The sequence below is a fragment of the Paenibacillus sp. 2003 genome (genome assembly GCF_031455635.1).
GTDB lineage: Bacteria > Bacillota > Bacilli > Paenibacillales > Paenibacillaceae > Paenibacillus > Paenibacillus amylolyticus_B.
Genome location: NZ_JAVDTB010000005.1, coordinates 19343 through 41833 on the forward strand (window position 1 = coordinate 19343; position 22491 = coordinate 41833).

The following is a 22491-nucleotide window of genomic DNA, read 5'->3' on the forward strand; positions in this document are numbered from 1 at the left end:
TTCATAGGAAAACATCAACGCCAACCATTATATTATACTAAGCCCTTCTCCTTCAAACTTACGTACGTTCCATCTCCGATAATAATATGATCAAGCACGTCAATGCCAACAATAGCGCCTGCTTCAATCAGTCTCTTGGTTATTTGGATATCCTCCGGACTGGGCGTAGGATCACCACTCGGATGGTTGTGTGCGCACACAATCGATGCGCTGCTGCATTTGATGGCAGCCCGGAACACTTCACGTGGATGTACAATCGAAGCGTTGAGGCTACCCATGGAGAGTGTTTCCTGGGCAATAATATGATTTTTGCTATTCAGAAAGAGACACACAAAATGTTCTTTTTGCAAGTAACGCAATTGTTCCATCAGGATATCAGCTGCATCACGCGGTGTACGAATTGAAGTCGACTGTGTGAGTCTGCTCTTGGCAATCCGATGCCCCAGCTCAATGCCAGCTTTCAATTGCACAGCCTTGGCATTGCCGATCCCTTTCATCGCGGTCAGTTCTTCCAGACTCAAATCCATCAACGAGCGAATGCCACCCGCTTCGGCCAGAATCCGCTGTGCCATATGCACCGCGGATTCCTGTCTTGTGCCTGTTCGAAGTAAAATTGCCAGCAATTCAGCATGGCTTAAGGCGCCCGCCCCGTATTCCATCATGCGTTCTCTCGGGCGTTCTTCCTGGGGGATGTCGCGCATCATGTATTGAGGCGACTCCATATGTTCCCTCTTTTCATTTCACAACATTTGGCTTCATTCATGTTCGTGGCAACACATGTACGCCGAACCCGTCCAACATATCACTTAGCAAGGATAGCGGCAAGCCAACCACATTAAAATAACATCCTTCAATGCGGTCGATCAGTGAAGCACCAATGCCCTGAATGGCATATGATCCTGCCTTATCTGAAGGCTCACCTGTCTGCACATAAGCACGGATGGTCGCATCCGACAGCTCTTTCATCGTTACATCGGTCTGGCGGTAATGAACTAACGACTGTCCATTGCCCGCATCAATACAAGCGACGCCCGTGAACACCCGATGTACGCGGCCCTGCAGCCGCGATAACATACGTTCAGCATCCGCTTCGTCCAAGGGTTTGCCTAGAATCTCACCATCCAGAACAACAACGGTGTCACTACCAACAATAATGGCTTCCTGCTCGCGGCCTTCAAGCCCGCGATACACGGCAAGCGCCTTGCGCAAAGCAAGTTCCTGTACCGTCTGTTCAGGTGTCCACTCTGGTGGTGTATCTTCATTGGCATGACTTGGTATTACATCAAACGCTAGGTGGAGTGATGCGATCAGTTCTTTGCGCCGAGGCGATGTGGAGGCCAGAATAATAGGGCGCTGTTGTGTGTTATCCAAAATGAACGGCTCCTTATGCCACGGCAACATCCTGTCCGGATCACGATAATAGATGTCACTGGTTTAATTTTTTTTCGTCATAACTCGTCATTCTCCTACAGTCTGCGATACAGCCACACAGCGGCAATCATACCGATCAGACTCAGAAGGCTCATTTGAAATTGAAGTGAAATATCATAACTGATAATATCCAGATCAGCCTGTGGCGACCAACGTATGGTCGTGGCTTTCGTAAGAAAGGCTACTGCCTTTACAGGCTGCAGTGCCTTGGCGATCCACGCTCCGGCCATCCAGCCGAGCAGCAGAAACAGCAATAACATGCCGAAGTTTTTTTTCATCGGTAATCTTCCCTCGCCATTTTTTGACACCCACATTATTATACGGGGTTTTGTACGTCAATACAAACACAAATCCGGCAAGGGGAACTATTTCCAGTTCCTTGCCGGATGGGTATTTCCAAGCGTTGTTATGGGAAAGAGCATGTTACTGCTTAATCGCTTCGAGCCATTTTTTCTGCTGTAGTACATATTCCATCAGATCGGACTGCACGGACCACATGTGCACATCATCCGGGTTCTTGTTGTACTCTGCAATAGCCGTTATTGCATCGTTCATTGATTTCTCCATTCCACCAACAATAGGTTGTACCTCCGCAGTCAGGCCGGGTGAGAGGCTATTCAAACCGGTTAACCACGACTGGTGCTTATTCTGAATCGCGGTCATCGTTTCTGCAGAGACTGCTGTCGGTGCGGATTGTCCCAACTGCTGAATGGACAAGGTAGACAATTGTTCGACCAGTTCAGAACTGTTTGTGAAGAAAAGCTGCACATCCTCTTGCTTGCCACCGAATATAGCCGGATTGATCTCAGGGTTCACGATCTCCTTGACATACAGTTCGACTCCCTGAGCTTTTAGCCTGGAGCTAAGTAGCTTGGCCTCTTCACGATCAGCCGAAATGCCTGCATATACTCGATTGCCATCTTCAGGATCAGACCCTGCAGCTATACCTGCCTGAGCCAGCTCAAGCTTGGCCTGCTCAGCTCGTTCAGGAGAACTGAACACGCCGTATTGAAGTGCATAATACGTGCTGCCAGTAGCCGCTGTCTGAACCTGCTGTTCTGTACCTGCAGCCCCCTCCTGACCCGTCACAGTGGAAACTGCCTGATTGACGGGAAGAAGATCGCCTGGCTTGACGGCTCCTTCTTTATTAAAAAATGAAAGAATAACCATACCAAAGAGTGCTCCGGTAACAAGTGCCCCAGTGACAGAACCAATCATTTTCCATCCCCTTGGAGGGCGATTGCGCTTATAGGAATAGTTCTCCGAATCTGCAAGCCAGTCGTGGCCTTGATCATCATGGGTATTGGACAGATCATGACGCTCTTCCTCCGGATTATCGGTGTGACTAACGTAACCGTAACCGGAACGGTTTCCAAAATAATGAGCCTCATCCAAGTTCAAGTTCGAATCAGGGCTCACCCGCTCATCAGGTTCAGGTACAGTAGAGCTTGTCAGCACCGTCTCTCCCCAGTCTCCGGGGATATCCTCAGGCGTCCATGATGGGGTTGTATCCATCTGCTTAGGCGTTAGCGGTTGATTATGCGGTAACTCTTCACTTAACGTCACCAATGGACTGGACGCGGATATCCTCTTGTTTTCAGGCTTGTCCGACTCATGATCCCCGAAGCGAAACGTCATTCTAGCATTGCTCACCCGTACCCTCTCCTTTGTCCCATTTATATCAGCTATATGCAGAGACTGGAGAATACATTCCATATAACGCAAAAAAAACGCCTGCTTCGTATCGAAGACAGACGTTTTCTCAATTGATTTATTTCAAACCTTTGGCAAGTGTATCGCCGACTTTCCAAATATCACCTGCACCCATCGTAATCACAAGATCTCCTGGCTGCAAACGATGCTGCAGATCAGCTACAACTTCTTCTTTTGTAGGGAGGTAACGTGCAGAAGCATTACTGTTTTGAACAATCAGTTCAACCAGTTTGGCTGAGGTTACCCCTTCAATCTGTTTTTCGCCCGCAGGAGAATAGATATCCGTAATAAGCACCTCATCCGCTTCCGCGAAAGCACGGCTGAACGCATCCAGCAGGAAGAACGTACGCGTATAACGCTGTGGCTGGAATACCGCAATAATACGTTTGCCCGTTGCTTTGGCTGCACTAATGGTAGCTTCAATCTCAGTTGGGTGATGAGCATAATCATCGATGATCAGCATATCGCGCGCCTCACCCAATACCTGGAATCTGCGTTTGGCTCCGTGGAACTGGATGATAGCTGCCACAATCTTCTCAAATGGAATGCCTGCTTCCAGACAGGTAATCACAGTAGCCATCGCATTATAAACATTATGCTTACCCGGCACCGATAATTCCACCGTGCCCATAGCAGCACCCTGATGATTCATCGTAAAGGAGATACGGCGATCGCCCAATACAATATCCGTTGCCGTATAATCTGCAGCACGATCAATACCATAAGTTGTAATCCGCGACTTGAGTTCTGGCAAAATCGCTTGAACATTCTCGTCGTCAGAACACACAATCGCTGTTCCTTCCGGACGAATCTGGCTCAGGAACTGCACATAAGCCTTTTTGAGCTCCTCAAAATCACTGTTGTAATTCTCCAGATGATCTGCCTCAATATTGGTTACAATACCGAGCCATGGATGGTACTGCAAAAATGAACCATCGCTCTCGTCCGCCTCAGCGACTACCCAGTCGCCCTGGCCTGCCTTGGCGTTGGTGCCCACATTCATGATTTCTCCGCCAATGATATATGTCGGGTCCGTATCACATTTATCCATAACAAGTGCAATCATGGATGAGGTGGTTGTTTTACCGTGAGCTCCAGCAACAGCCACACCTTTACGTTCGTTCAACAAACGTGCAAGCATCTGGGAACGATGCAAAATCGGAATGTTCAGCTCTGCAGCTGCTACCCGTTCCACATTATCAGCAGGCGCTGCCGTAGAGTAGACAACAAGGTCTGCTCCAGTGACGTGCTCTGCCGTATGTCCGATATATATTTTCGCTCCCTTGGCTGCCAACTTCTCGGTCAACTCCTGTGAAGCGACATCCGATCCGGTAACGGTGTATCCCATTTCCAACATAACTCTTGCGATGGCACTCATGCCATATCCGCCAATCCCTATAAAATGAACGTGTTCCGATGTATTTAACAAAACTTTCACCAACCTTTTTCAGAATCGGTTTGATGCAAAAGGGCTGCCCGCACATCCGCAATCAGGTACAGTGTGCCGGAGACCACCCCCAGATCTTCCGCTTCCGTCCGTGACTTCAATAGATCAAGTGCCTTTGCCCATTCGGGCTCGACGATGATTTCCAGTTCCTGCTTCGCAATGGCGGGACGTACCCGTTCAACAATCTGCAGCAATTCGGCTGCATCCATTTTGCGTCGGAAATCTGGCTCGGTCAGGATCAGCGTATCCACTAGTGGCAGTATATGCTGCAAATACGCTTCGTGATGCTTATTTGCCAACATACCCATCATCAAAATTAACTTGTTGTGCGGATAGACATCCATAATGCTCTTGGCCAGTGACTCTGCCCCTTCCGGATTATGTGCTCCATCAAGCACAATTCGGGGTTCATCGACGACTTTTTCGAATCTTCCTGCCCAGAAAGCATTCTCCAGTCCAAGTGCAATATCGTTGTCATCCAGCATAAATGCCATGTATTGTCTAAGCAATTCAAGCACCATAAGTGCGGCCGCTGCATTGTCACATTGATGTGAGCCCTGCATGCGTATGCGAACGTCCAGATCACGGAACGGGCCTGTAAAATGAAAAGATTGTCCGTTCTCATTGCTGTCCAGTCTATGATAAGAGAATTGGTCTCCAGCCAAATACACGCTTGATTGAAGCTGCTGTGCTTTCTCCTGAATCACCTTCACAGCTTCGGGCTGAGTCGCGCAAGTCACAACGGGTACTCCCGGCTTGATAATACCTGCCTTTTCTCCAGCAATCTGCTCAATCGTATCTCCAAGCACATCCGTATGATCCATACCAATGTTGGTGATGACGGACACAACAGGTGCGACAATATTCGTTACGTCCATCCTTCCCCCTAGCCCCGTCTCCCATACCACAACGTCAGGGTAACACTCCTCTGCATAGTACAGAAGCGCGAGAGCCGTGGACACCTCAAACATCGTGGGTGATCCAAGCGGAGTGGAGGCCATTTCCATGACCAGTGGATGTAATCGGTTCGAAAGCTTAAGCAGGATTTCTTCAGGAATATCCTCACCGTTGTATTGAAAACGGTTTGTAAACTTGGTGATATAAGGCGACGTAAAGGTACCCACATCATATCCAGCCTGAAGAAGCACTGACGTCAAAAAAGCGCAAGTCGAACCTTTGCCGTTCGTTCCCGCGACATGAATAAATTTGAGACGTTGGTGTGGGTTGCCTAACATGGACATCAGACTCTCGATTCGTTCCAATCCAGGTCGGATGCCAAAAGGAATAAGGCCATTGATCCAGTCCACGGCCTCGTTATACGTAAGTAAAGGAGCTGCTGCATCTGTCCCGTCTAATTCCGTCATCTGATTCACCTTCGGTCCCGAGTTTGAGTGAAAAAAGCGGCCGGATGGCATAATGGCTCTCCATCCGACCCAAATATATTAACCTTTAAGTTCCTTGATTCGTGCAATCACTTTATCCCGTTTATCGGAATAATCTGCTTGCTTGGCGCGCTCTTCCTCAATAACTTTGGCAGGAGCTTTGGCAACAAAGCCTTCGTTCGCCAGCTTTTTCTCTACACGGAGAACTTCGCCCTCAAGGTTCTCCAACTCTTTCTCCAAACGAGCCACTTCCTGCTCGATATCAATAAGACCTGCGAGCGGCAAGTATAGTTCTGCCCCCGTAATGATCGCAGTCATTGCCTTATCCGGTGAGTTTAAATCCAGCCCACTATCGAACTCGGACGTATTACAGAAACGTTTGATGTAGTGACTGTTACGCGCAATGATGCTGGACGTCTCAGCACTATTTGCTTTGACCATCAACTCGATCTTTTTGCTCATCGGCACGTTCACTTCTGCACGAATATTTCGCACTGCACGAATGGTATCCATGAGCAGGTTCATCTCGGCAACAGCCTCTGGGTTCTCAAGAGCAGGATCATATACCGGCCATGATGCCAGCGTAATGGTCTCACCTTCATGCGGCAGATGCTGCCAGATCTCTTCGGAGATGTATGGCATAAACGGATGAATCAGGCGCATGGTCTGATCCAGCACATAAGCAAGCACGGATTGTGTTTTCTTCTTGGCAACCGGATCTTCCCCATAGAAGGACAACTTAGCAAACTCAATGTACCAGTCACACAGGTCATCCCAGATAAAGTTATACAACACACGACCCGTCTCCCCAAATTCATACGCTTCGATTAGACGCGTAATATCGCGGGAAGTTTCGTTCAGACGATGCAAAATCCAATAATCCGCTGTACCAAGCTCTCCGCTAATGTCACGTTCCTCATAGGTGAATCCTTCCAGATTCATCAATGCAAAGCGCGAAGCATTCCAGATCTTGTTGGCGAAATTACGTGCCTGTTCCACCCGTTCCCAACGGAAACGGAGATCCTGACCTGGCGTGCTGCTGGTTGAGATCATGTAACGCATTGCATCTGCGCCGTATTTCTCAATCACATCCAGCGGATCTACACCGTTGCCCAGTGATTTGGACATTTTGCGTCCATCTGCATCACGAACAAGACCATGCATCAGCACATCCTTGAATGGAATCTCATCCGTGAATTCCAGTGCAGTGAAAATCATGCGTGCAACCCAGAAATATATGATGTCATACCCTGTCACAAGTACACTTGTCGGATAATAACGTTTCAGGTCTTCCGTATCTTCCGGCCAGCCTAGTGTGGAGAATGGCCATAAGCCGGAGCTAAACCAAGTATCGAGTACGTCTTCGTCCTGTCTGAGCTTGCGTCCAGCATACTCTGGCAGCGTTGTTGGATCTTCAGCAGATACGATGATTTCACCCGTTTCTTCATCATACCAAGCAGGAATACGATGTCCCCACCACAGTTGACGGGAAATACACCAGTCACGAACGTTTTCGATCCAGTTCAGATAGGTTTTCTCAAAACGATCTGGAACAAAATTAACCCCTTCGCCGCTCTGTTGTTTTTTAATCGCTCTCTCTGCAAGTGGCTTCATCTCAACGAACCACTGTGTAGACAGATATGGTTCAACAACAGCTCCGGTACGTTCACTGTGTCCAACCTGATGCGTGTGATCCTCGATATTGATCAATACGCCCTGCTCTTTCAAGTCAGCAACAATCTGCTTGCGGCAGTCACTGCGATCCAGTCCCTGATACTTGCCTGCCTCAGCATTCATTGTGCCGCTCTCATCCATTACCGTAATTTGAGGCAGATCATGACGAAGACCTACTTCAAAGTCATTTGGATCATGCGCAGGCGTGATTTTAACTGCACCACTTCCGAACTCTTTATCCACATAATCATCAGCGATAATTGGAATTTCGCGTCCAATGATAGGCAGTACAAGTACTTTACCAATCATATCTGCATAACGCTCATCCTTCGGATGAACAGCAACCGCTGTATCACCCAGCATCGTTTCAGGACGCGTTGTTGCCACGGTAACGTAGCCACTTCCGTCTTTGAGGGGGTAACGCAGATGGTACAAGTGACCCTGAACCTCTTTATATTCAACCTCAATGTCGGACAGAGCTGTCCGGTTCACCGGGTCCCAGTTAATGATGCGTTTGCCTCGGTAAATAAGGCCTTTTTCATACAGTTGAACAAATACTTTGCGAACCGCTTGGGACAGACCTTCATCCAGCGTAAAACGTTCACGTGAGTAGTCAAGCGACAGACCCATTTTGCCCCATTGCTGACGAATGGTTGTGGCATATTGATCTTTCCAATCCCATACTTTCTCCAGAAACTTCTCGCGTCCCAGATCATAACGGGTCAGACCTTCTTCACGTAGCTTCTGCTCCACTTTGGTTTGGGTAGCAATACCTGCATGGTCCGAACCCGGAAGCCATAGTGCATCATAACCCTGCATCCGTTTGGTGCGGATCAGAATATCCTGTAGTGTAAAGTCGAGCGCATGCCCGATGTGCAGCATCCCGGTCACATTTGGGGGTGGAATTACAATCGTATACGGCTCGGCATCTTTACGTTGACCGGCTTTGAAATATCCGCGCTCCATCCAGGTGGAGTACCATTTGTCCTCTGCCGCTTTAGGATCGTAAGTGGTCGGCATTTCTGTTGCAGCTGATTTTTTTTCCTCAGACATGTGTCATTCCTCCGTTACTTCATCATCTTCGCCAAAAAAAACAAAAAAAACCTTTCATCCATCAAAGGACGAAAGGTTAGCTTTCGCGGTACCACCTTTGTTTCACGCCTACAGCAAGATAGACTTCACCCTCTGTATATGACGTGACACTTCAAGCAGATAACGGCTGCTACCGGCCCATCCTACCTCAGAAATAAATGACGATAAATCTCATTCATCCCTTGTATTCAAACAGGCAACTCCCGGGCGACTTCGATCAGTTGGTTCCTGCGGAATCTCACAGCGCTGCAATTCCACTCTCTGAAAGGTCATACTGTCTACTACTCCCGTTCCACGTTGTTCTTCAAAAAACCTACACACATCATACCTTGCTCGTGCGCGATAGTCAACCTGACAATAGCGGATAAAGAGCGCTGGAATGCAGGTTTAGGACGAATCATGCAAAAACCCGCAATCCTCAAGGGGATCACGGGCCGTAACGAAGGCTTTAACTGCGAATTAAGGGATGTATAATATCTGACCTTCTTCCACAACCTGCTCAGATAATCGGTTATACAACTGAAGTTCCCTCGTGCTCAATTGATATCGATCTGCAATGGCATCCAGTGTATCTTCTCGCTGAACGATGCACAGTTTCACCTTGCGGAATGGGGTCTGGTCCACGATCGTTCCCAGGAACAGGTTCTTCCATTCCACATCATCAGCTGGATATGTTTCTTCCTGTACCACACCCGCAGGAACCTCATCACCTCGCTCCACTTCAGCATCGCGTGCCGCTCTGCCCGAGGATAACAAGGAAGAGATACCTACGCCCTCTTCTTGCCGTGGCGCCGATTCTTTTTTGCTGCCAAAAGCAACCTTCAGCTCCGGCTTGTCTTCCGTCTCAGCCACAGGTTCAGGAACAAATGTTTCGTTCTGTACGAACTCGTCTACCCCAGTCGCTTCAAAAGACGGCCGATCTTCCTCAGCGTTGCCTGATTCGGACGAAGCAAATACACCTTGCCAGTTCTCCGCCTGTGATTCGCCCGGGACATCGGCAACTGCCTGATTCTCCTGCTGAGGTACAGATCTCGCTGATTCGAAATGCCATACTTCAGGTCCGTCCGGTACATCTGGTGCTGCGAACTCATTAGATGATTGAGCAGCAGGCTCTGTGACTGCTTGATCTGCACTTCTCGAGTTCGCAGGCAATGCATCCACGGAAGGCTCGGACCAACCCGAAGACTCATCTTCCAGAGGCAGCAATGGTTCCGACTCAGGGTAAGAAGCTAACCGATCTGCGGTCTCAGCCATAAATGACGAGATCGGAGAAGGTTCGCTGTATTGCTCATGAGATGCCAATTCATCCCCATTCGCTGCCAGGGAGGAGGGATCTTCGTTTGCATCAGGTTGTCTGTTTCCGTTAGCGTACTCTGCACTTTGCTCCTCAGATTGAAGTGGCTCGGCCGATGACGAATCCGCATATTCCTGCTGCCATTCTTCGCTATTCCTTAATGTCTCTTCCCTTGTGGACAGGTCAGCGAATTCCGGAGCACCATAGGCAAGTTCTGCTGCATTCGCAAGTCTCTCTTCCTCACTCCGCTGGAGCAGGTACTCTTGTGCAAATGTGTTGGGGTCGCTGCTGCCTGTCTGTGCTGCTTCATCGGAACGGTTGGATTGCTGAGCATCAGGTGAGTGGACAACTGTAAACTCATCTGCTGACCACACTTGTGGCTCTTCAACAGGAAAGCCCTCGATGCCTCGCAGCGACAACACGCCTGTAATGTTCAGACTACGATTGGATAACAGATCCACGTCAAAATTTTCGATCTCGATGGAAATATCCTCAATCGATCTGACCCGGTTCAGCGGCACTGTGATCTCCACGGGAATAAAATGTTTGAGCTCCTCTGAAGCCTCATTTTCTCCTCTGTACGCACCTGTAAGTAAAAGATGCCCTCTTAACGTGGCATGATCATCCTGCCCTATGACTTGAATGCGCGGGTATAGTTCAATCTCCTCCAATTCCTCAATCGCAGGGACTCCCTCAGACAAATGAACGCGCTCATAAATATCGAACCGCAAACCATAAGGTTGATTCAACAAAGGTGGCGTCCTCCTTTCGGCATATGTTCACCATGATCCTTCTCATGGGACTGATCCATGGTCCAAATCCTTCGTTACCCCATCTATATGCCTTGAATGAGATGAGCATGCCACCTTTTGAAAAACCTTGTTATATAAAGCGAAATAGAGAATGTTGAACCTAGCCACTTCGATGACAGAATAACCATCCGATCACTGTTATCCCCAGATTTTTCGATTCCCTTCTTCAAAGGGAAAATCCGGGGATAGCTTATGCTTCCGAAGCAGCTTTCTTTCAGAAAGCTTTTAGGCGAACGCTCCGTTTCTTCACGTTATTTCTGTCCTCTCCGTTCTCGTGTAACTAGTAAAGTTCGCTCTATATCATTTATGAATACACCTTTTCACGTTCTGCCAATTGTGTGAAATCGGGCGGCCAAGGGGCATCCACTTCAATCACGGCTCCGGTTAAAGGATGACTAAACTTAAGCATCTCTCCGTGAAGTGCTTGTCGCCCAATGACATCCGCTCTACCTCCATACAACGCATCACCAATAAGCGGGTGTCCCGCGTAGCTCAGGTGTACACGAATTTGGTGTGTACGTCCTGTATCCAGCTTTAATCGTACAAGGGTTGCTCGTTCCCATACTTCAACGATCTCCACATGGGTAACAGCTCCCTGCCCACCTTCCGAGACACGCCTGCGCTGTTTGTGATGTCTGTCCTTGCCAATGGGAGCATCAATTTTGTGGAGTTCAAGGGGAATTTGTCCACCTGCAATGGCAACATAATGGCGGCCAATCTCTTTGCGACGCATCGCTTCATCCAGTTTGGCGAGGGCAAAAGCATTTTTGGCATACAGAACAGGTCCGGTTGTATCCTCATCCAGTCGATGAACATGGCGTACGCTTGCCTGTATTCCGTTCATTTCATAATAAGAGGCAACCACATGATCCAGCGTGATGGCCTGATCGGCACGGTTTCCATCCGGATGCAGTTTCATGCCTGCCGGTTTGTGCATAACCAGACAGAAATCATCCTCATACAATACATCCACATCAGCCCAGCGTGGCTCAACATCGATTGGCTGGGACGCAAAAAGGGCCAGCCGAAGCCGGTCCCCTGCAAGTTGTATTCCTCGGTTTGCTTTCAGCTGACGGAGCAGTTTCTCCGGAAACTGCAGCTCAGACAATAGCCATTGCTCTGCGGCCATCTGTTTGTCCAAACTGCCTGTTACGGCTTTCCCTGGCATCAGCTCCAGCCATTCCCCGCGGCGTTTCCAACTTTTGATGGTCATAGCGATTGAAGAGCTTTACGATTCGCCTCAATCGTATCGTCAATATCCTGCTCCGTGTGCACACCAGAGACAAACATGCCTTCGTATTGCGAAGGCGCAACACTCACACCTTGATCAATCATGGCCGCAAAATAACGACGGAATTGATCCAGATTGCTTTCTTTGGCAATATCATAATTGGTTACTGGAACGGCACTGAAGAATGGACAAACCATGGAACCCACACGGTTAATGGTTATCGCAATACCCGTCTCAGCTGCATTTTTCTCGAATCCGGCTTGCAGACGTGCGGACAATGTCTCCAGACGGTCATAGACCTCTGGTGTTAACAATTTGAGCGTTGTATATCCTGCTGCCATAGCCAGCGGGTTCCCACTCAGTGTACCCGCCTGATAGATTGGTCCTGTTGGAGCAATCTGTTCCATCAGATCCCGACGACCACCATAAGCACCAACCGGGAGTCCGCCACCGATAACTTTACCCAGACAAGTCAGGTCAGGTGTAACCCCATACCGTCCCTGAGCACAGTTCAACCCTACGCGGAAACCGGTCATGACTTCGTCAAAAATAAGCAGGCTGCCATATTGGGTCGTCAAACTGCGCAGGCCTTCAAGGAAACCGTAAGCCGGTGGTACAACCCCCATGTTACCTGCCACAGGTTCCACAATAACAGCAGCCAGTTCTTCACCATAACGTTCAAAAGCAAGCTTCACGGACTCCAGATCGTTATAAGGTACCGTAATTGTATTCACAGCTACACCTTCAGGTACACCTGGACTATCCGGTAGACCCAGTGTTGCAACACCTGAACCAGCCTTGATCAGCAAGCTGTCCGCATGTCCATGATATGATCCTTCAAACTTCAGAATTTTACTGCGTCCGGTTACCCCGCGTGCCAGTCGAATGGCACTCATGGTTGCTTCCGTGCCGGAATTAACCATCCGCACGATATCGATAGAAGGTACACGCTCACAGACCAGTTTTGCCATCTCGGTCTCCAGCAAGGTAGGCGCACCAAAGCTTGTTCCTTTGAGGGCTGTCTCACGCAAAGCTTCTACAACGTCAGGGTGTGCATGTCCCATAATGAGTGGGCCCCACGATCCCACATAGTCAATAAAAACATTGCCATCAATATCGTAGATTTTGGACCCTTCGCCGCGTTCTGCATAGATCGGAGTAAGTCCCACCGATTTGAATGCGCGTACAGGGCTGTTCACACCCCCGGGTATGTACTGCTTCGCTTCCTCAAACGCGCTGCGTGAGCGCTCATCATTGCGTCGATTACCTTGTTGTGCAGTCATGAATATCCTCCTTAATATAATTTATTTTATTTCTCAGCCAACCAGCGTGAAGCGTCTTTTCCGTAGTAGGTAATGATCATATCTGCACCTGCGCGTTTCATGCTGAGCAGGATTTCCATGGCAACTTTTTTCTCATCGATCCAGCCTTGAATCGCCGCCGCCTTCACCATGGCATACTCGCCACTTACATTATAGGCAACAAGCGGAAGATCAAATTGATCCTTGATGGTGCGCATAACATCCAGATAGGAAAGGGATGGTTTTACCATCAACATGTCCGCTCCTTCGAGCACATCCGTCTCTGCTTCACGCAAGGCTTCACGCGCGTTCGCCGGGTCCATCTGATAGGACTTACGGTCTCCGAATTGTGGTGTGGAATCTGCTGCTTCACGGAATGGACCATAAAATGCGGATGCATATTTAACAGAGTAGGACATGATCGGAATGTGACTGAATCCATTCTCATCCAGCCCGGCGCGGATCGCTTGTACAAATCCATCCATCATGTTGGATGGTGCAATAATGTCCGCTCCTGCTTTGGCTTGAGACACTGCCGTTTGCACGAGTAGATCCAGTGATTCATCATTTAATACATCTCCGCAGATGTGGCCGTCAATCTCCACGGTGTGTACCATACCGCAGTGACCGTGATCCGTGAATTCACACAGACAAGTATCCGCAACAACCAGCAATTCCGGGTACCAGGATTTGATCAATCTCGTCGCTTCCTGCACAATGCCATCTTCAGCGAAGCCAGATGAACCCACACTGTCCTTCGTCTCCGGAATACCGAACAATAACACGGCTGGAATTCCCAGCTCGGCAATTTCCGTTACTTCCTCCTGAAGACGATCCAACGAGAAGCGGAATACGCCAGGCATGGATTTAATTTCAGATTTCACATTTTCTCCATACGTCACATAGATCGGTTGAATAAAGTCGTCCACGGTTAGATGGGTCTCTCTGACCATATTACGAATACCTGTGGATTGGCGTAAACGGCGATGCCGTACAATTGGAAAACTCATACGTGTAAAACCTCCCTGAAAGTTAAATAGAGCAAAAAGGGAAGCGCGCTGGTATCCTATCGAATTCAGCACGCTTCATATGTTGACATGATTAAATGTGTATTAATTTCGAAGAGCGCCTTCTTTGGTGCCTGTCCGTTTCCAGTCGCATAGCACTGTGATCAAGCTATCCATCGTTGCTTCCTCTGCCATCAGTGTAACCTTTAGTCCAGCGGCTTCTGCTGTCTTCGCTGTAACAGGTCCGATACACGCAACCTCCACATCTTTCAATAAAGGCAGTGGATCTTGCAACCCCATACGTTTCAACATACTCATGAAATTGGTAACCGTCGATGAACTTGTAAAGGTCACCGCATGAATACCACCTTCTTCAAGCAGCTTAAGCAGTTCGTCATCATCCTCACCAGCGAGGATCGTATCGTAGGTGATGGCTTCGGTGACCTGAAGTCCTCGTTCTCTCAACTGATCACGTAACCATGTACGTGCAAGATCACCGTGCGGGAGCAATACTCTCTGACCTTCCTTCAATTCGCTTTCAAAAGCCTCAAGCATGCCTTCGGCCTGGAAAGGACCTTTGACAACCTCTGCAACGATGCCATGTTTGCGCAAAGCGTCTGCTGTGGAAGGTCCTACGGCAGCAATTCTCGCTTGATGAATCGAGCGAATATCCTTACCTTCCTGTTCCAGGTGGCGGAAGAAAAACTCCACGCCGTTCACACTTGTGAAAAACACCCAGTCATAGGTATTTAAAGCACTGAAGGCTTCTATGACACTTTGCTGCGCAGATTCACTGGAAGGCATGACCGTCTCAATGACCGGAAACTCATACGGTTCGCCGCCGAGTTCCTCAATGCGATTCACCAGTTCACTCGCCTGACTGCGAGCACGGGTTACCAGAATTCGTTTGCCAAACAGCGGCAGCGCCTCTGCCCATTTCAACTGTTCCCGTTGATTCACGACATCCCCCACCACAATAACAGCAGGCGGTTGGAAATTGGCTGCGATCACTTTCGCTTCTATATCCTCAAGGGTACCTATAAGGGTATCCTGTTCCGCTCGTGTTCCCCAACGAATCAGAGCTACCGGTGTTTGCGCTGGACGACCATGACGAATCAATTGTTCGCTGATATATCCAATTTTGGCAACCCCCATCATAAATACAAGTGTGCCCGTTGCATTCGTCACTTTATCCCAATGGATACTGCGATCAAGCTTGTCCGGACTCTCGTGCCCCGTAATAATAGAGATGGAAGATGCATAGTCACGGTGAGTGACGGGAATTCCGGCATACGCAGGTACACTTATTGCAGCGGTAACCCCAGGTACAATCTCAAACGGAATTCCGTTTTTGTGCAGCAAACCCGCCTCTTCGCCTACACGTCCAAAGATCGTCGGGTCGCCACCCTTAAGTCGAACTACAACCTTGCCTTCAAGCGCCAGATCAACTAACAGTTGATTGATCTCTTCCTGTTTCATCGTATGCCGATCCGGGCGCTTGCCCACGTAAATCTTGACTGCGCCGGGTTTCATTTGTTTCAACAATCTCGGACTTGCCAAACGATCATAGACTACAGCATCAGCTTTACCGATGGATTCCCACCCTTTTACCGTAATCAGCTTTGCATCCCCAGGACCTGCCCCTACCAAAAAGACCTTTCCCACCATGTCTTCATCCCCTAACTTCTGCCAGTATCTGCTCTGCTCCCCGTTCAATCAATCTCCAAGCCACTTCTTCACCCAGACGGACCGGGTCCTTGCCGATCAGAGCTTCCTTAAGAATCAGTCCACCATCAGGCGTACCGACCATACCTGTTAATTGTAACGTGTTTTCACCATTCAGGGAATCTGCATCTTGCTGAGGCACCCACACCGCATGAGCACCGATCGGAACCTGGCAGCCCCCATTCAATACACTGAGAAAACGGCGTTCCGCCTGTACAGGAAATGCCGTCTCCGGATCATTATACAGCTGCAGCAAGTGCAACAGTTCCTCATCGTCTTCACGACATTCGATACCAAGCGCGCCTTGACCCACTGCCGGAAGGCAAGCTGTTTCAGTCAGGTACTCTGTGATTCGGTCTTCCCAGCCCATACGGTACAATCCTGCAGCTGCCAGAATAATCGCATCGAATCCTTCGGTCTCCAGCTTCCGCAGACGGGAATCAATATTGCCGCGAATCGATTCCAATTGCAAATCTGGACGATAGGCTTTCAATTGACTCGACCGGCGCAGACTGCTTGTTCCGACTCTAGCTCCTTCTGGCAGTTGATCCAGAGTTAGTCCACCATTAGAGATCAGCGCATCCCGTGGATCTGCACGACGGGGAATAGCACCATTGATTAATCCTTCGGGTAACTCGGAAGGCATATCCTTCATGCTATGCACAGCCATATCAATCGTACGATCAAGCATCGCTTGTTCAATCTCTTTGACAAACAAACCTTTGCCTCCGACTTTTGACAACGTTACATCCAGAATGAGATCTCCCTTGGTAACAATCTTATGTACTTCAAAGTCAAAAGCTAATCCTTCCCGCTCACAAATATCGCGTAAATCCTGAATGACATGGCCTGTCTGGGTTAGCGCAAGCGCGCTCTGTCTACTTCCAACTTTAATTATACGCATATCTACACTTCCTCCTGATTACGGGATATCCAGTCCCCGATTTCTTCTTCGGTCCACCACCGAAAATGGCCTGTTCGAATATCTTCTAATATGTGCATTTCAGTTAATTGCCGAAGCAACGTACTTCTGAGACTTGAACATGATACGCGTGACTTCACCTCGGTCCTCATCTGGTGCAAAAACTCAAGGTACGTCTCATACTCATCACCGAACTGTCGTTCGAGTGTGGCACGTATCTCCGCAGCTGCTGCCGGTCCCGCTCCTGCTGTGGATATCGCTATGCTTAATCTCCCGCGCCTTACCACGCTTGGTGTAATAAAGCTGCTGTGCTTCGAAGACATTGCGTCATTCACCAATATGCCCGCAGCCTCAGCATCCCGAACCACAGTTGAATTGACCTCTGAATGGTCAGTCGCTGCATATACGAGAAAGGCCCCCCGCAAATCTCCATTGCGGTAGGACCGGTCTATCCATTGAATTCGGGATTCATGATGCAGTTGTTTTAATACGGGAGTAAGCTCCGGACTAATGACCGTAATCTGTGCCTCAGCATGCAGCAATCCCTTAATTTTACGTTCGGCAACACGTCCACCACCAACCACGCAGCACTTCTTGCCTGAAGTATTCACAAATATCGGCGTGTAACGGTCCATCCCCTTCACTCTCCCGTCCAACGATGAAACGCTGAATACGCATTGGATAAAAAACTTATAATGACAAATCCGTACCCGATCAGTGTCCATCTTGCCATGATAATTGTAGAGAACTGTTTCCTTCTCTTGGATACGAAATAACCCACATAGATGGCTATAGCAAGACCTGTCGAAATAACTTTGAGATCCAAGAGCAGAATCCAGCGTCTTTCCGCCACAATGGATAATACGGCAAGCATCACAGAAACACCAAGGAGCGGTGTACCTATCAACGTAGCACCATCCATATACTTACCGATCACTTCCAGGCTTGGCAGCCGTCGCATCGTATCATTCCACTTTTTTTTCTTCAACTTACGGTGCAAGAACAGATATAACAAGGCAAATACCGTAGCAACGGTTAACGCCGCAAAACCAAGATTCGCCAAGGTAATATGCATGATAAGTAATCCATGTACCGTTTGCCAGTTATGCAGTGATATCTCTCCGGCCGTAAACCACAGTCGGTTTAATACCGTAACGGAAAAACCTACAACATTCAGCAACAAAATCACAAATTCGGAACGCTGGATGCGAGTCATGACAAGAGACATCAGTACAATACTGAATGAAAATATAAACAAAAAATCAAAGGTAGTGTAGATGGGGAAATGGCCTTCAGTCCACATGCGCAATATAACATGCGTTACCTGCAACCCCCAAACAACGACAAGAAACCCTGTGCCTGTCCGCTTCGCCCCCGCATTGCGTCGAATGCAGTCCGAGAAATAGAACAGTAGGCTCAGGGCATACATATAGATTAGAGCTTCATAGACTTGTTCAGCAAGGGTCAAGCTGCCCACCCGCCTTATACGCCTGCCGGAGCATAAGCCGGCACGGGGTCTTGCCGGTTTTCGTTAAGATGAGCAGCTGGTTTCGCCAGAGCTGTGGCATCACTCTGACTCACTTTTTCAGCGGCCATCTCTACTGCATCTTCCAGAGCGAAAATCTGAGTAAACATGCGCAGAGCTTCATCACCTTGCTTCGTGCCTGCCATTTCCTTAATCCGATTAATCGGATCTGTCGTCATTTGGTTCACAATACTCTTGGTCAAACGACGAATGACTTTACGTTGATGTTCATCGAGCTCAGGCAGTTTATTAAACAGGCTATCCATCGTTTCTTCATGAATGGAGACACCTTTTTCCTGCAAAGCGCGAATAACGGGACGAACACCCAACGTTTTGAGCCAATGGTAATAATCCTCCATCTCAAGCTCGATCATTCTCTCAATCTTGGCAGCTTCCACCTTACGCATCTCCAGGTTACTCTCCACGATTCCTTCCAGATCATCAATGTCATAGAGAAATACATTGGATAATTCACCAATCGCCGGATCAATATCGCGTGGAACCGCAATATCAATCAGGAACAATGGACGAGATTGACGACGCTTCATGCTCTCCCGTACCACTGCTGCATCCATGACATAACGTTCAGCTCCAGTGGAACTAATCACAATATCAACTTCATTAAGTCGATCTAATGCCTGTTCCATCGTACAAGGTGTGCCCCGGAACTTGGCTGCCAATTCTTCTGCTCTTGCAAGCGTACGATTCGCCACGATGACCTCGGATGCCCCGTTGGCATAGAGATGTTTCACGGTTAGTTCACTCATCTTGCCGGCACCCAAAATGAGCACCTTCTTGTCTGTGAACATGCCAAAAATCCTCTTACCGAGTTCGACAGCAGCATAACTGACAGATACGGCGCTCTCCCCAATGGAAGTCTCCGAATGTGCCCGTTTGCCCAGTGTAACGGCCTGCTTAAATAACTTATTAAACCATGTACCTGTTGATTTCTCTTCCTGCGCTTTAAGAAAAGACTGTTTCACCTGTCCAAGAATCTGAGTCTCGCCAATGACCATGGAATCCAGTCCGCAGATGACACGGAACAAATGGCGCATGGCTTGATCATCTTCATATATATATAAGTGTTGCGTAAATTCTTCCCGTGGTACATTAAACCATTGTTCCATGAATGTTCGAATAAAATAACCACACATGTGAAGACGGTCCACCACAACATACAACTCGGTACGGTTACATGTGGCTACGATTACACCTTCCAATACACTCTTGGTCAGCTTGAGCTGCTGCAGCGCTTCAGACAAGTCCTTTTCTGCAAATGTGAATCGTTCCCTAACCTCTACAGGCGCCGTGCGATAATTCAAACCAACGACAACGATGTGCATTGCAAGTTCACCTGCCTAATAAATTTCCAATCAAAGTGCTTACTGCATATGTCTATCCATTTAGGATTGACATGGTTAATTATATCACACATCATAGCCGTGACCGGGTCATTTTTATGAAATGTTTATGAAATCACCATGTTCATCATCATATGCACTGTCATTTATTGTAGTGTCTCACCAAAGTTCACTGTTATGCGTTAAAAAGTGTCGATTATGAATATTCATAACGATACGCATATTAAAACAAATAGCCATGGAATTATTCCATGACTATTAAAGTTTGGGAGGTTATGTGTCCATCCCGATATGTGAACATTGTGTATGCAATATACTTTTTATTTAAACCCGTTCAGTCTGGTTGTTCATCTCTGGTGTTTCAACTTGCAATTCGCCCAATCCACGTACCAACTTCTTTGCATACGTTTTTTCAGGCTTTAATACGGATACCAGGTAGTCAATAGCAAGCTGTGGATCTACGGTCTCCCCACAAGTGTAACAGTCTATTGCTGCAAAACCTCTCTCAGGATACGTATGAATGGAGAGATGGCTCTCAGACAATAGTACAAGTACGGTTGCTCCCTGTGGATCAAACTGCTTGGATTGTACGGACATCACTGTCGCGCCACATGCCTCCGCTGCTTCAACCATTTGGGCTTCCAGATACTCTGCATTGTTCAGTAGATTAAAGTCGACACCCCAAGTATCAACAGCAACGTGTCTTCCGAAAGTTGAATATTCCACCCTTCGGTTCCCCCTTCCTAGGAATAAAATGTTTGAAAAATTTCATCCGCTAGGACCTACGTCATTCACTTCCCGAGGGAAAAATCTCTCGCAACATATAATGTCCTGAGTGAATCCTGGTTCCTATATTGTTTTCAACGAGATTAAAAATAACATTGAATCAGAGTGAAATCAACCCTTTTCCAGAAGATTGTAAAATAAATATTTTCAATTCGGAATATTCGATTTCACATCAAAAAATCCCCCTGAAACCTCCGCATTGGCGAGTGCCACTGCCCGGAAGATACAAGGGAATTCATTATATACATATACGTTTATAAACATACAATTTTAAGCTAATAAGCTTCAAGCTCAAACAATCGTTTTTGATGACGAGCAAGCGTCTCATCAATATGATGGAGCTGATCAGCAGTCGCATCTTTTCTAGTATCCAGCAGTGAATCGATCTCGGCATACACACGGTTTATTTCGCGTTCTACATCTCTGGCCTGGAACAGATGTTGCAATTCAAGCAACGTATTTTTGTATTCATAGATCACTCGGGTGTTCTCCCCGGTCTTCTCCACAATTTTGCGGACAGTGCCTTGAGCATAAACATACGTCATGGTGAACCCTTTATAGATCCGATGAACGACCCCGTCACCTTTAAAAGTCACAAAGAGCTTCCGGACAACATTGGTGAGATGCAGATTCACCAGGCGGCAAGATAACTCACAGATATAAAACCCTTCTATGCGGTCAAAAGGGAAATGCACTTCTTCTCCACTTACATCCCCCAGCACAACCTCCTGACAACCATTGTCCAACACCTTAACCCGGTGATGAAGCCTGCCATCTTCTGTCATGCGCAAAAACTGATGCATCTGGGGTTCTGACAATTTCAAAGTGGCCTTAACATACTCTGTGGCTAACCGCTGAGCCATACAAATCCCTCAATTCTTTCCCGATTGTTTTGTCTTCCTGCACATGTAGCAGTCATCTCAAAATTCTTCAGGCCGGCATGGCCGGTAATTTTGGTACTGTTGGCAATATGCACCTATGCTCATTATACACTACCCTAACGTTATTTTTCTCCAGATCCAGATGATGAATTCTCACGAAATTCCATAAAAAACCGGATTAATCTTAATCTCATCAAAGATTCACTTAGCATGCTCACTTTCCTGCACTAAAACGGTATACTATCTCGGTTATCCGTTAATTTCGTTGGTTTCTTCCTCATCAGAAGCACCCTCTGCTTCCAGCACTGGTGCATACTTATCTATCCGGGCATGGCGGGTAATGATATCCCATAACTCTTCTTTCCCCAATCCCTCTTCGGATGAAAACGGTACAAACAAATCCCCTGAACGAAGACCCAGTGATTCCTTAATGACTTTGATATGTTTGGCTCTGCGTGTTTTTGGAATCTTGTCCATCTTGGTCGCTACGACAACCAAAGGCAATCCGTTATGACGAAGCCACTCATTCATCATCTTGTCATCCTTGGATGGCTCATGTCTCATATCCACCATCTGCATAACCAGTTTCAATTCTTCGCGTCCCAACAAGTATTTCTCCATCATTTTGCCCCAGGCAAAGCGTTGCTCTTTGGAAACTTTAGCGTAGCCATATCCCGGGAAATCGACGAAGTAGAGATCCTGATTAATTTTATAATAGTTGAGTTGCTGTGTCTTACCCGGTGTTGAGCTCGTCCGAGCCAAATTTTTACGATTGATCAAACGGTTGATCAGGGAAGATTTTCCCACATTGGAGCGTCCCGCCAAAGCAATCTCTGGCAGACCGTCCTCGGGGTATTGTTCAGGCCGAACGGCACTGATAATAAATTCAGATTGATTTACTTTCATA

The 22491-nt window shown here is 47.8% G+C and carries 19 protein-coding genes and 1 other annotated feature; all 19 genes read right to left on the reverse strand.

All coding sequences use genetic code 11. From position 1 onward, the window contains the following. Positions 1-32: 32 nt before the first annotated feature. Positions 33-722, reverse strand: a complete 690-nt coding sequence (gene radC / locus J2X75_RS20220) for a RadC family protein (RefSeq protein ID WP_036673540.1) — start codon at positions 720-722, stop codon at positions 33-35. 37 nt (positions 723-759) lie between these two features. After that, entirely contained in the window at positions 760-1371 is a 612-nt protein-coding gene (locus J2X75_RS20225; RefSeq protein ID WP_036673538.1) for a Maf family protein, read from the reverse strand. A gap of 95 nt (positions 1372-1466) precedes the next feature. Continuing rightward, complete coding sequence (locus J2X75_RS20230) at positions 1467-1709, reverse strand: DUF4321 domain-containing protein (RefSeq protein WP_047841183.1); 243 nt, start codon at positions 1707-1709, stop codon at positions 1467-1469. 145 nt (positions 1710-1854) lie between these two features. After that, the gene (locus tag J2X75_RS20235) at positions 1855-3084 is read right to left on the reverse strand and encodes an SPOR domain-containing protein (protein ID WP_310339533.1); all 1230 of its coding nucleotides are present in this window, start codon (positions 3082-3084) and stop codon (positions 1855-1857) included. A gap of 118 nt (positions 3085-3202) precedes the next feature. Then, positions 3203-4522, reverse strand: coding sequence for a UDP-N-acetylmuramate--L-alanine ligase (murC, locus tag J2X75_RS20240; RefSeq protein WP_253442774.1), 1320 nt, complete (start codon positions 4520-4522; stop codon positions 3203-3205). 56 nt (positions 4523-4578) lie between these two features. Next, on the reverse strand, positions 4579-5955 hold the full coding sequence (locus J2X75_RS20245; protein ID WP_036673600.1) for a bifunctional folylpolyglutamate synthase/dihydrofolate synthase: 1377 nt from the start codon (positions 5953-5955) through the stop codon (positions 4579-4581). A gap of 78 nt (positions 5956-6033) precedes the next feature. Further along, positions 6034-8700 carry a valine--tRNA ligase gene (locus J2X75_RS20250; RefSeq protein WP_036605901.1) on the reverse strand — a complete coding sequence of 889 codons (2667 nt, stop codon included), beginning with the start codon at positions 8698-8700 and terminating at the stop codon, positions 6034-6036. A 61-nt stretch (positions 8701-8761) separates the two neighbouring features. After that, positions 8762-9043: a binding site (T-box leader), on the reverse strand. Positions 9044-9198: 155 nt separating this feature from the next. Further along, a complete protein-coding gene (locus J2X75_RS20255; protein WP_310339535.1) occupies positions 9199-10785 on the reverse strand; it encodes a LysM peptidoglycan-binding domain-containing protein in 1587 nt (528 codons plus the stop codon). A 364-nt stretch (positions 10786-11149) separates the two neighbouring features. Further along, positions 11150-12058 (reverse strand): RluA family pseudouridine synthase, encoded by a 909-nt coding sequence (locus J2X75_RS20260; protein ID WP_310339537.1) that lies wholly within the window; start codon positions 12056-12058, stop codon positions 11150-11152. Next, the gene (gene hemL, locus J2X75_RS20265) at positions 12055-13359 is read right to left on the reverse strand and encodes a glutamate-1-semialdehyde 2,1-aminomutase (protein ID WP_310339538.1); all 1305 of its coding nucleotides are present in this window, start codon (positions 13357-13359) and stop codon (positions 12055-12057) included. Before hemL ends, J2X75_RS20260 begins: the two co-directional genes overlap by 4 nt. Positions 13360-13385: 26 nt before the next feature. Further along, positions 13386-14387 carry a porphobilinogen synthase gene (gene hemB, locus J2X75_RS20270; protein WP_017692601.1) on the reverse strand — a complete coding sequence of 334 codons (1002 nt, stop codon included), beginning with the start codon at positions 14385-14387 and terminating at the stop codon, positions 13386-13388. Positions 14388-14489: 102 nt separating this feature from the next. Beyond that, positions 14490-16052 carry a uroporphyrinogen-III C-methyltransferase gene (cobA, locus tag J2X75_RS20275; RefSeq protein ID WP_310339541.1) on the reverse strand — a complete coding sequence of 521 codons (1563 nt, stop codon included), beginning with the start codon at positions 16050-16052 and terminating at the stop codon, positions 14490-14492. A 4-nt stretch (positions 16053-16056) separates the two neighbouring features. After that, positions 16057-17013, reverse strand: coding sequence for a hydroxymethylbilane synthase (gene hemC, locus J2X75_RS20280; protein ID WP_310339543.1), 957 nt, complete (start codon positions 17011-17013; stop codon positions 16057-16059). A 2-nt stretch (positions 17014-17015) separates the two neighbouring features. Continuing rightward, a complete protein-coding gene (locus J2X75_RS20285) occupies positions 17016-17666 on the reverse strand; it encodes a precorrin-2 dehydrogenase/sirohydrochlorin ferrochelatase family protein (RefSeq protein ID WP_091037580.1) in 651 nt (216 codons plus the stop codon). Positions 17667-17671: 5 nt separating this feature from the next. Further along, positions 17672-18499, reverse strand: coding sequence for a cytochrome c biogenesis protein CcsA (gene ccsA / locus J2X75_RS20290; protein WP_371129100.1), 828 nt, complete (start codon positions 18497-18499; stop codon positions 17672-17674). Positions 18500-18513: 14 nt separating this feature from the next. Beyond that, entirely contained in the window at positions 18514-19899 is a 1386-nt protein-coding gene (hemA, locus tag J2X75_RS20295) for a glutamyl-tRNA reductase (RefSeq protein WP_310339546.1), read from the reverse strand. A gap of 342 nt (positions 19900-20241) precedes the next feature. Next, the gene (gene speD, locus J2X75_RS20300; RefSeq protein WP_091011877.1) at positions 20242-20643 is read right to left on the reverse strand and encodes an adenosylmethionine decarboxylase; all 402 of its coding nucleotides are present in this window, start codon (positions 20641-20643) and stop codon (positions 20242-20244) included. A 335-nt stretch (positions 20644-20978) separates the two neighbouring features. After that, positions 20979-21566, reverse strand: coding sequence for a non-ribosomal peptide synthetase module (locus J2X75_RS20305; protein WP_310339550.1), 588 nt, complete (start codon positions 21564-21566; stop codon positions 20979-20981). A 267-nt stretch (positions 21567-21833) separates the two neighbouring features. Next, positions 21834-22490 carry a ribosome biogenesis GTP-binding protein YihA/YsxC gene (gene yihA, locus J2X75_RS20310; RefSeq protein ID WP_124117707.1) on the reverse strand — a complete coding sequence of 219 codons (657 nt, stop codon included), beginning with the start codon at positions 22488-22490 and terminating at the stop codon, positions 21834-21836. Between the last annotated feature and the right edge of the window lies 1 nt (position 22491).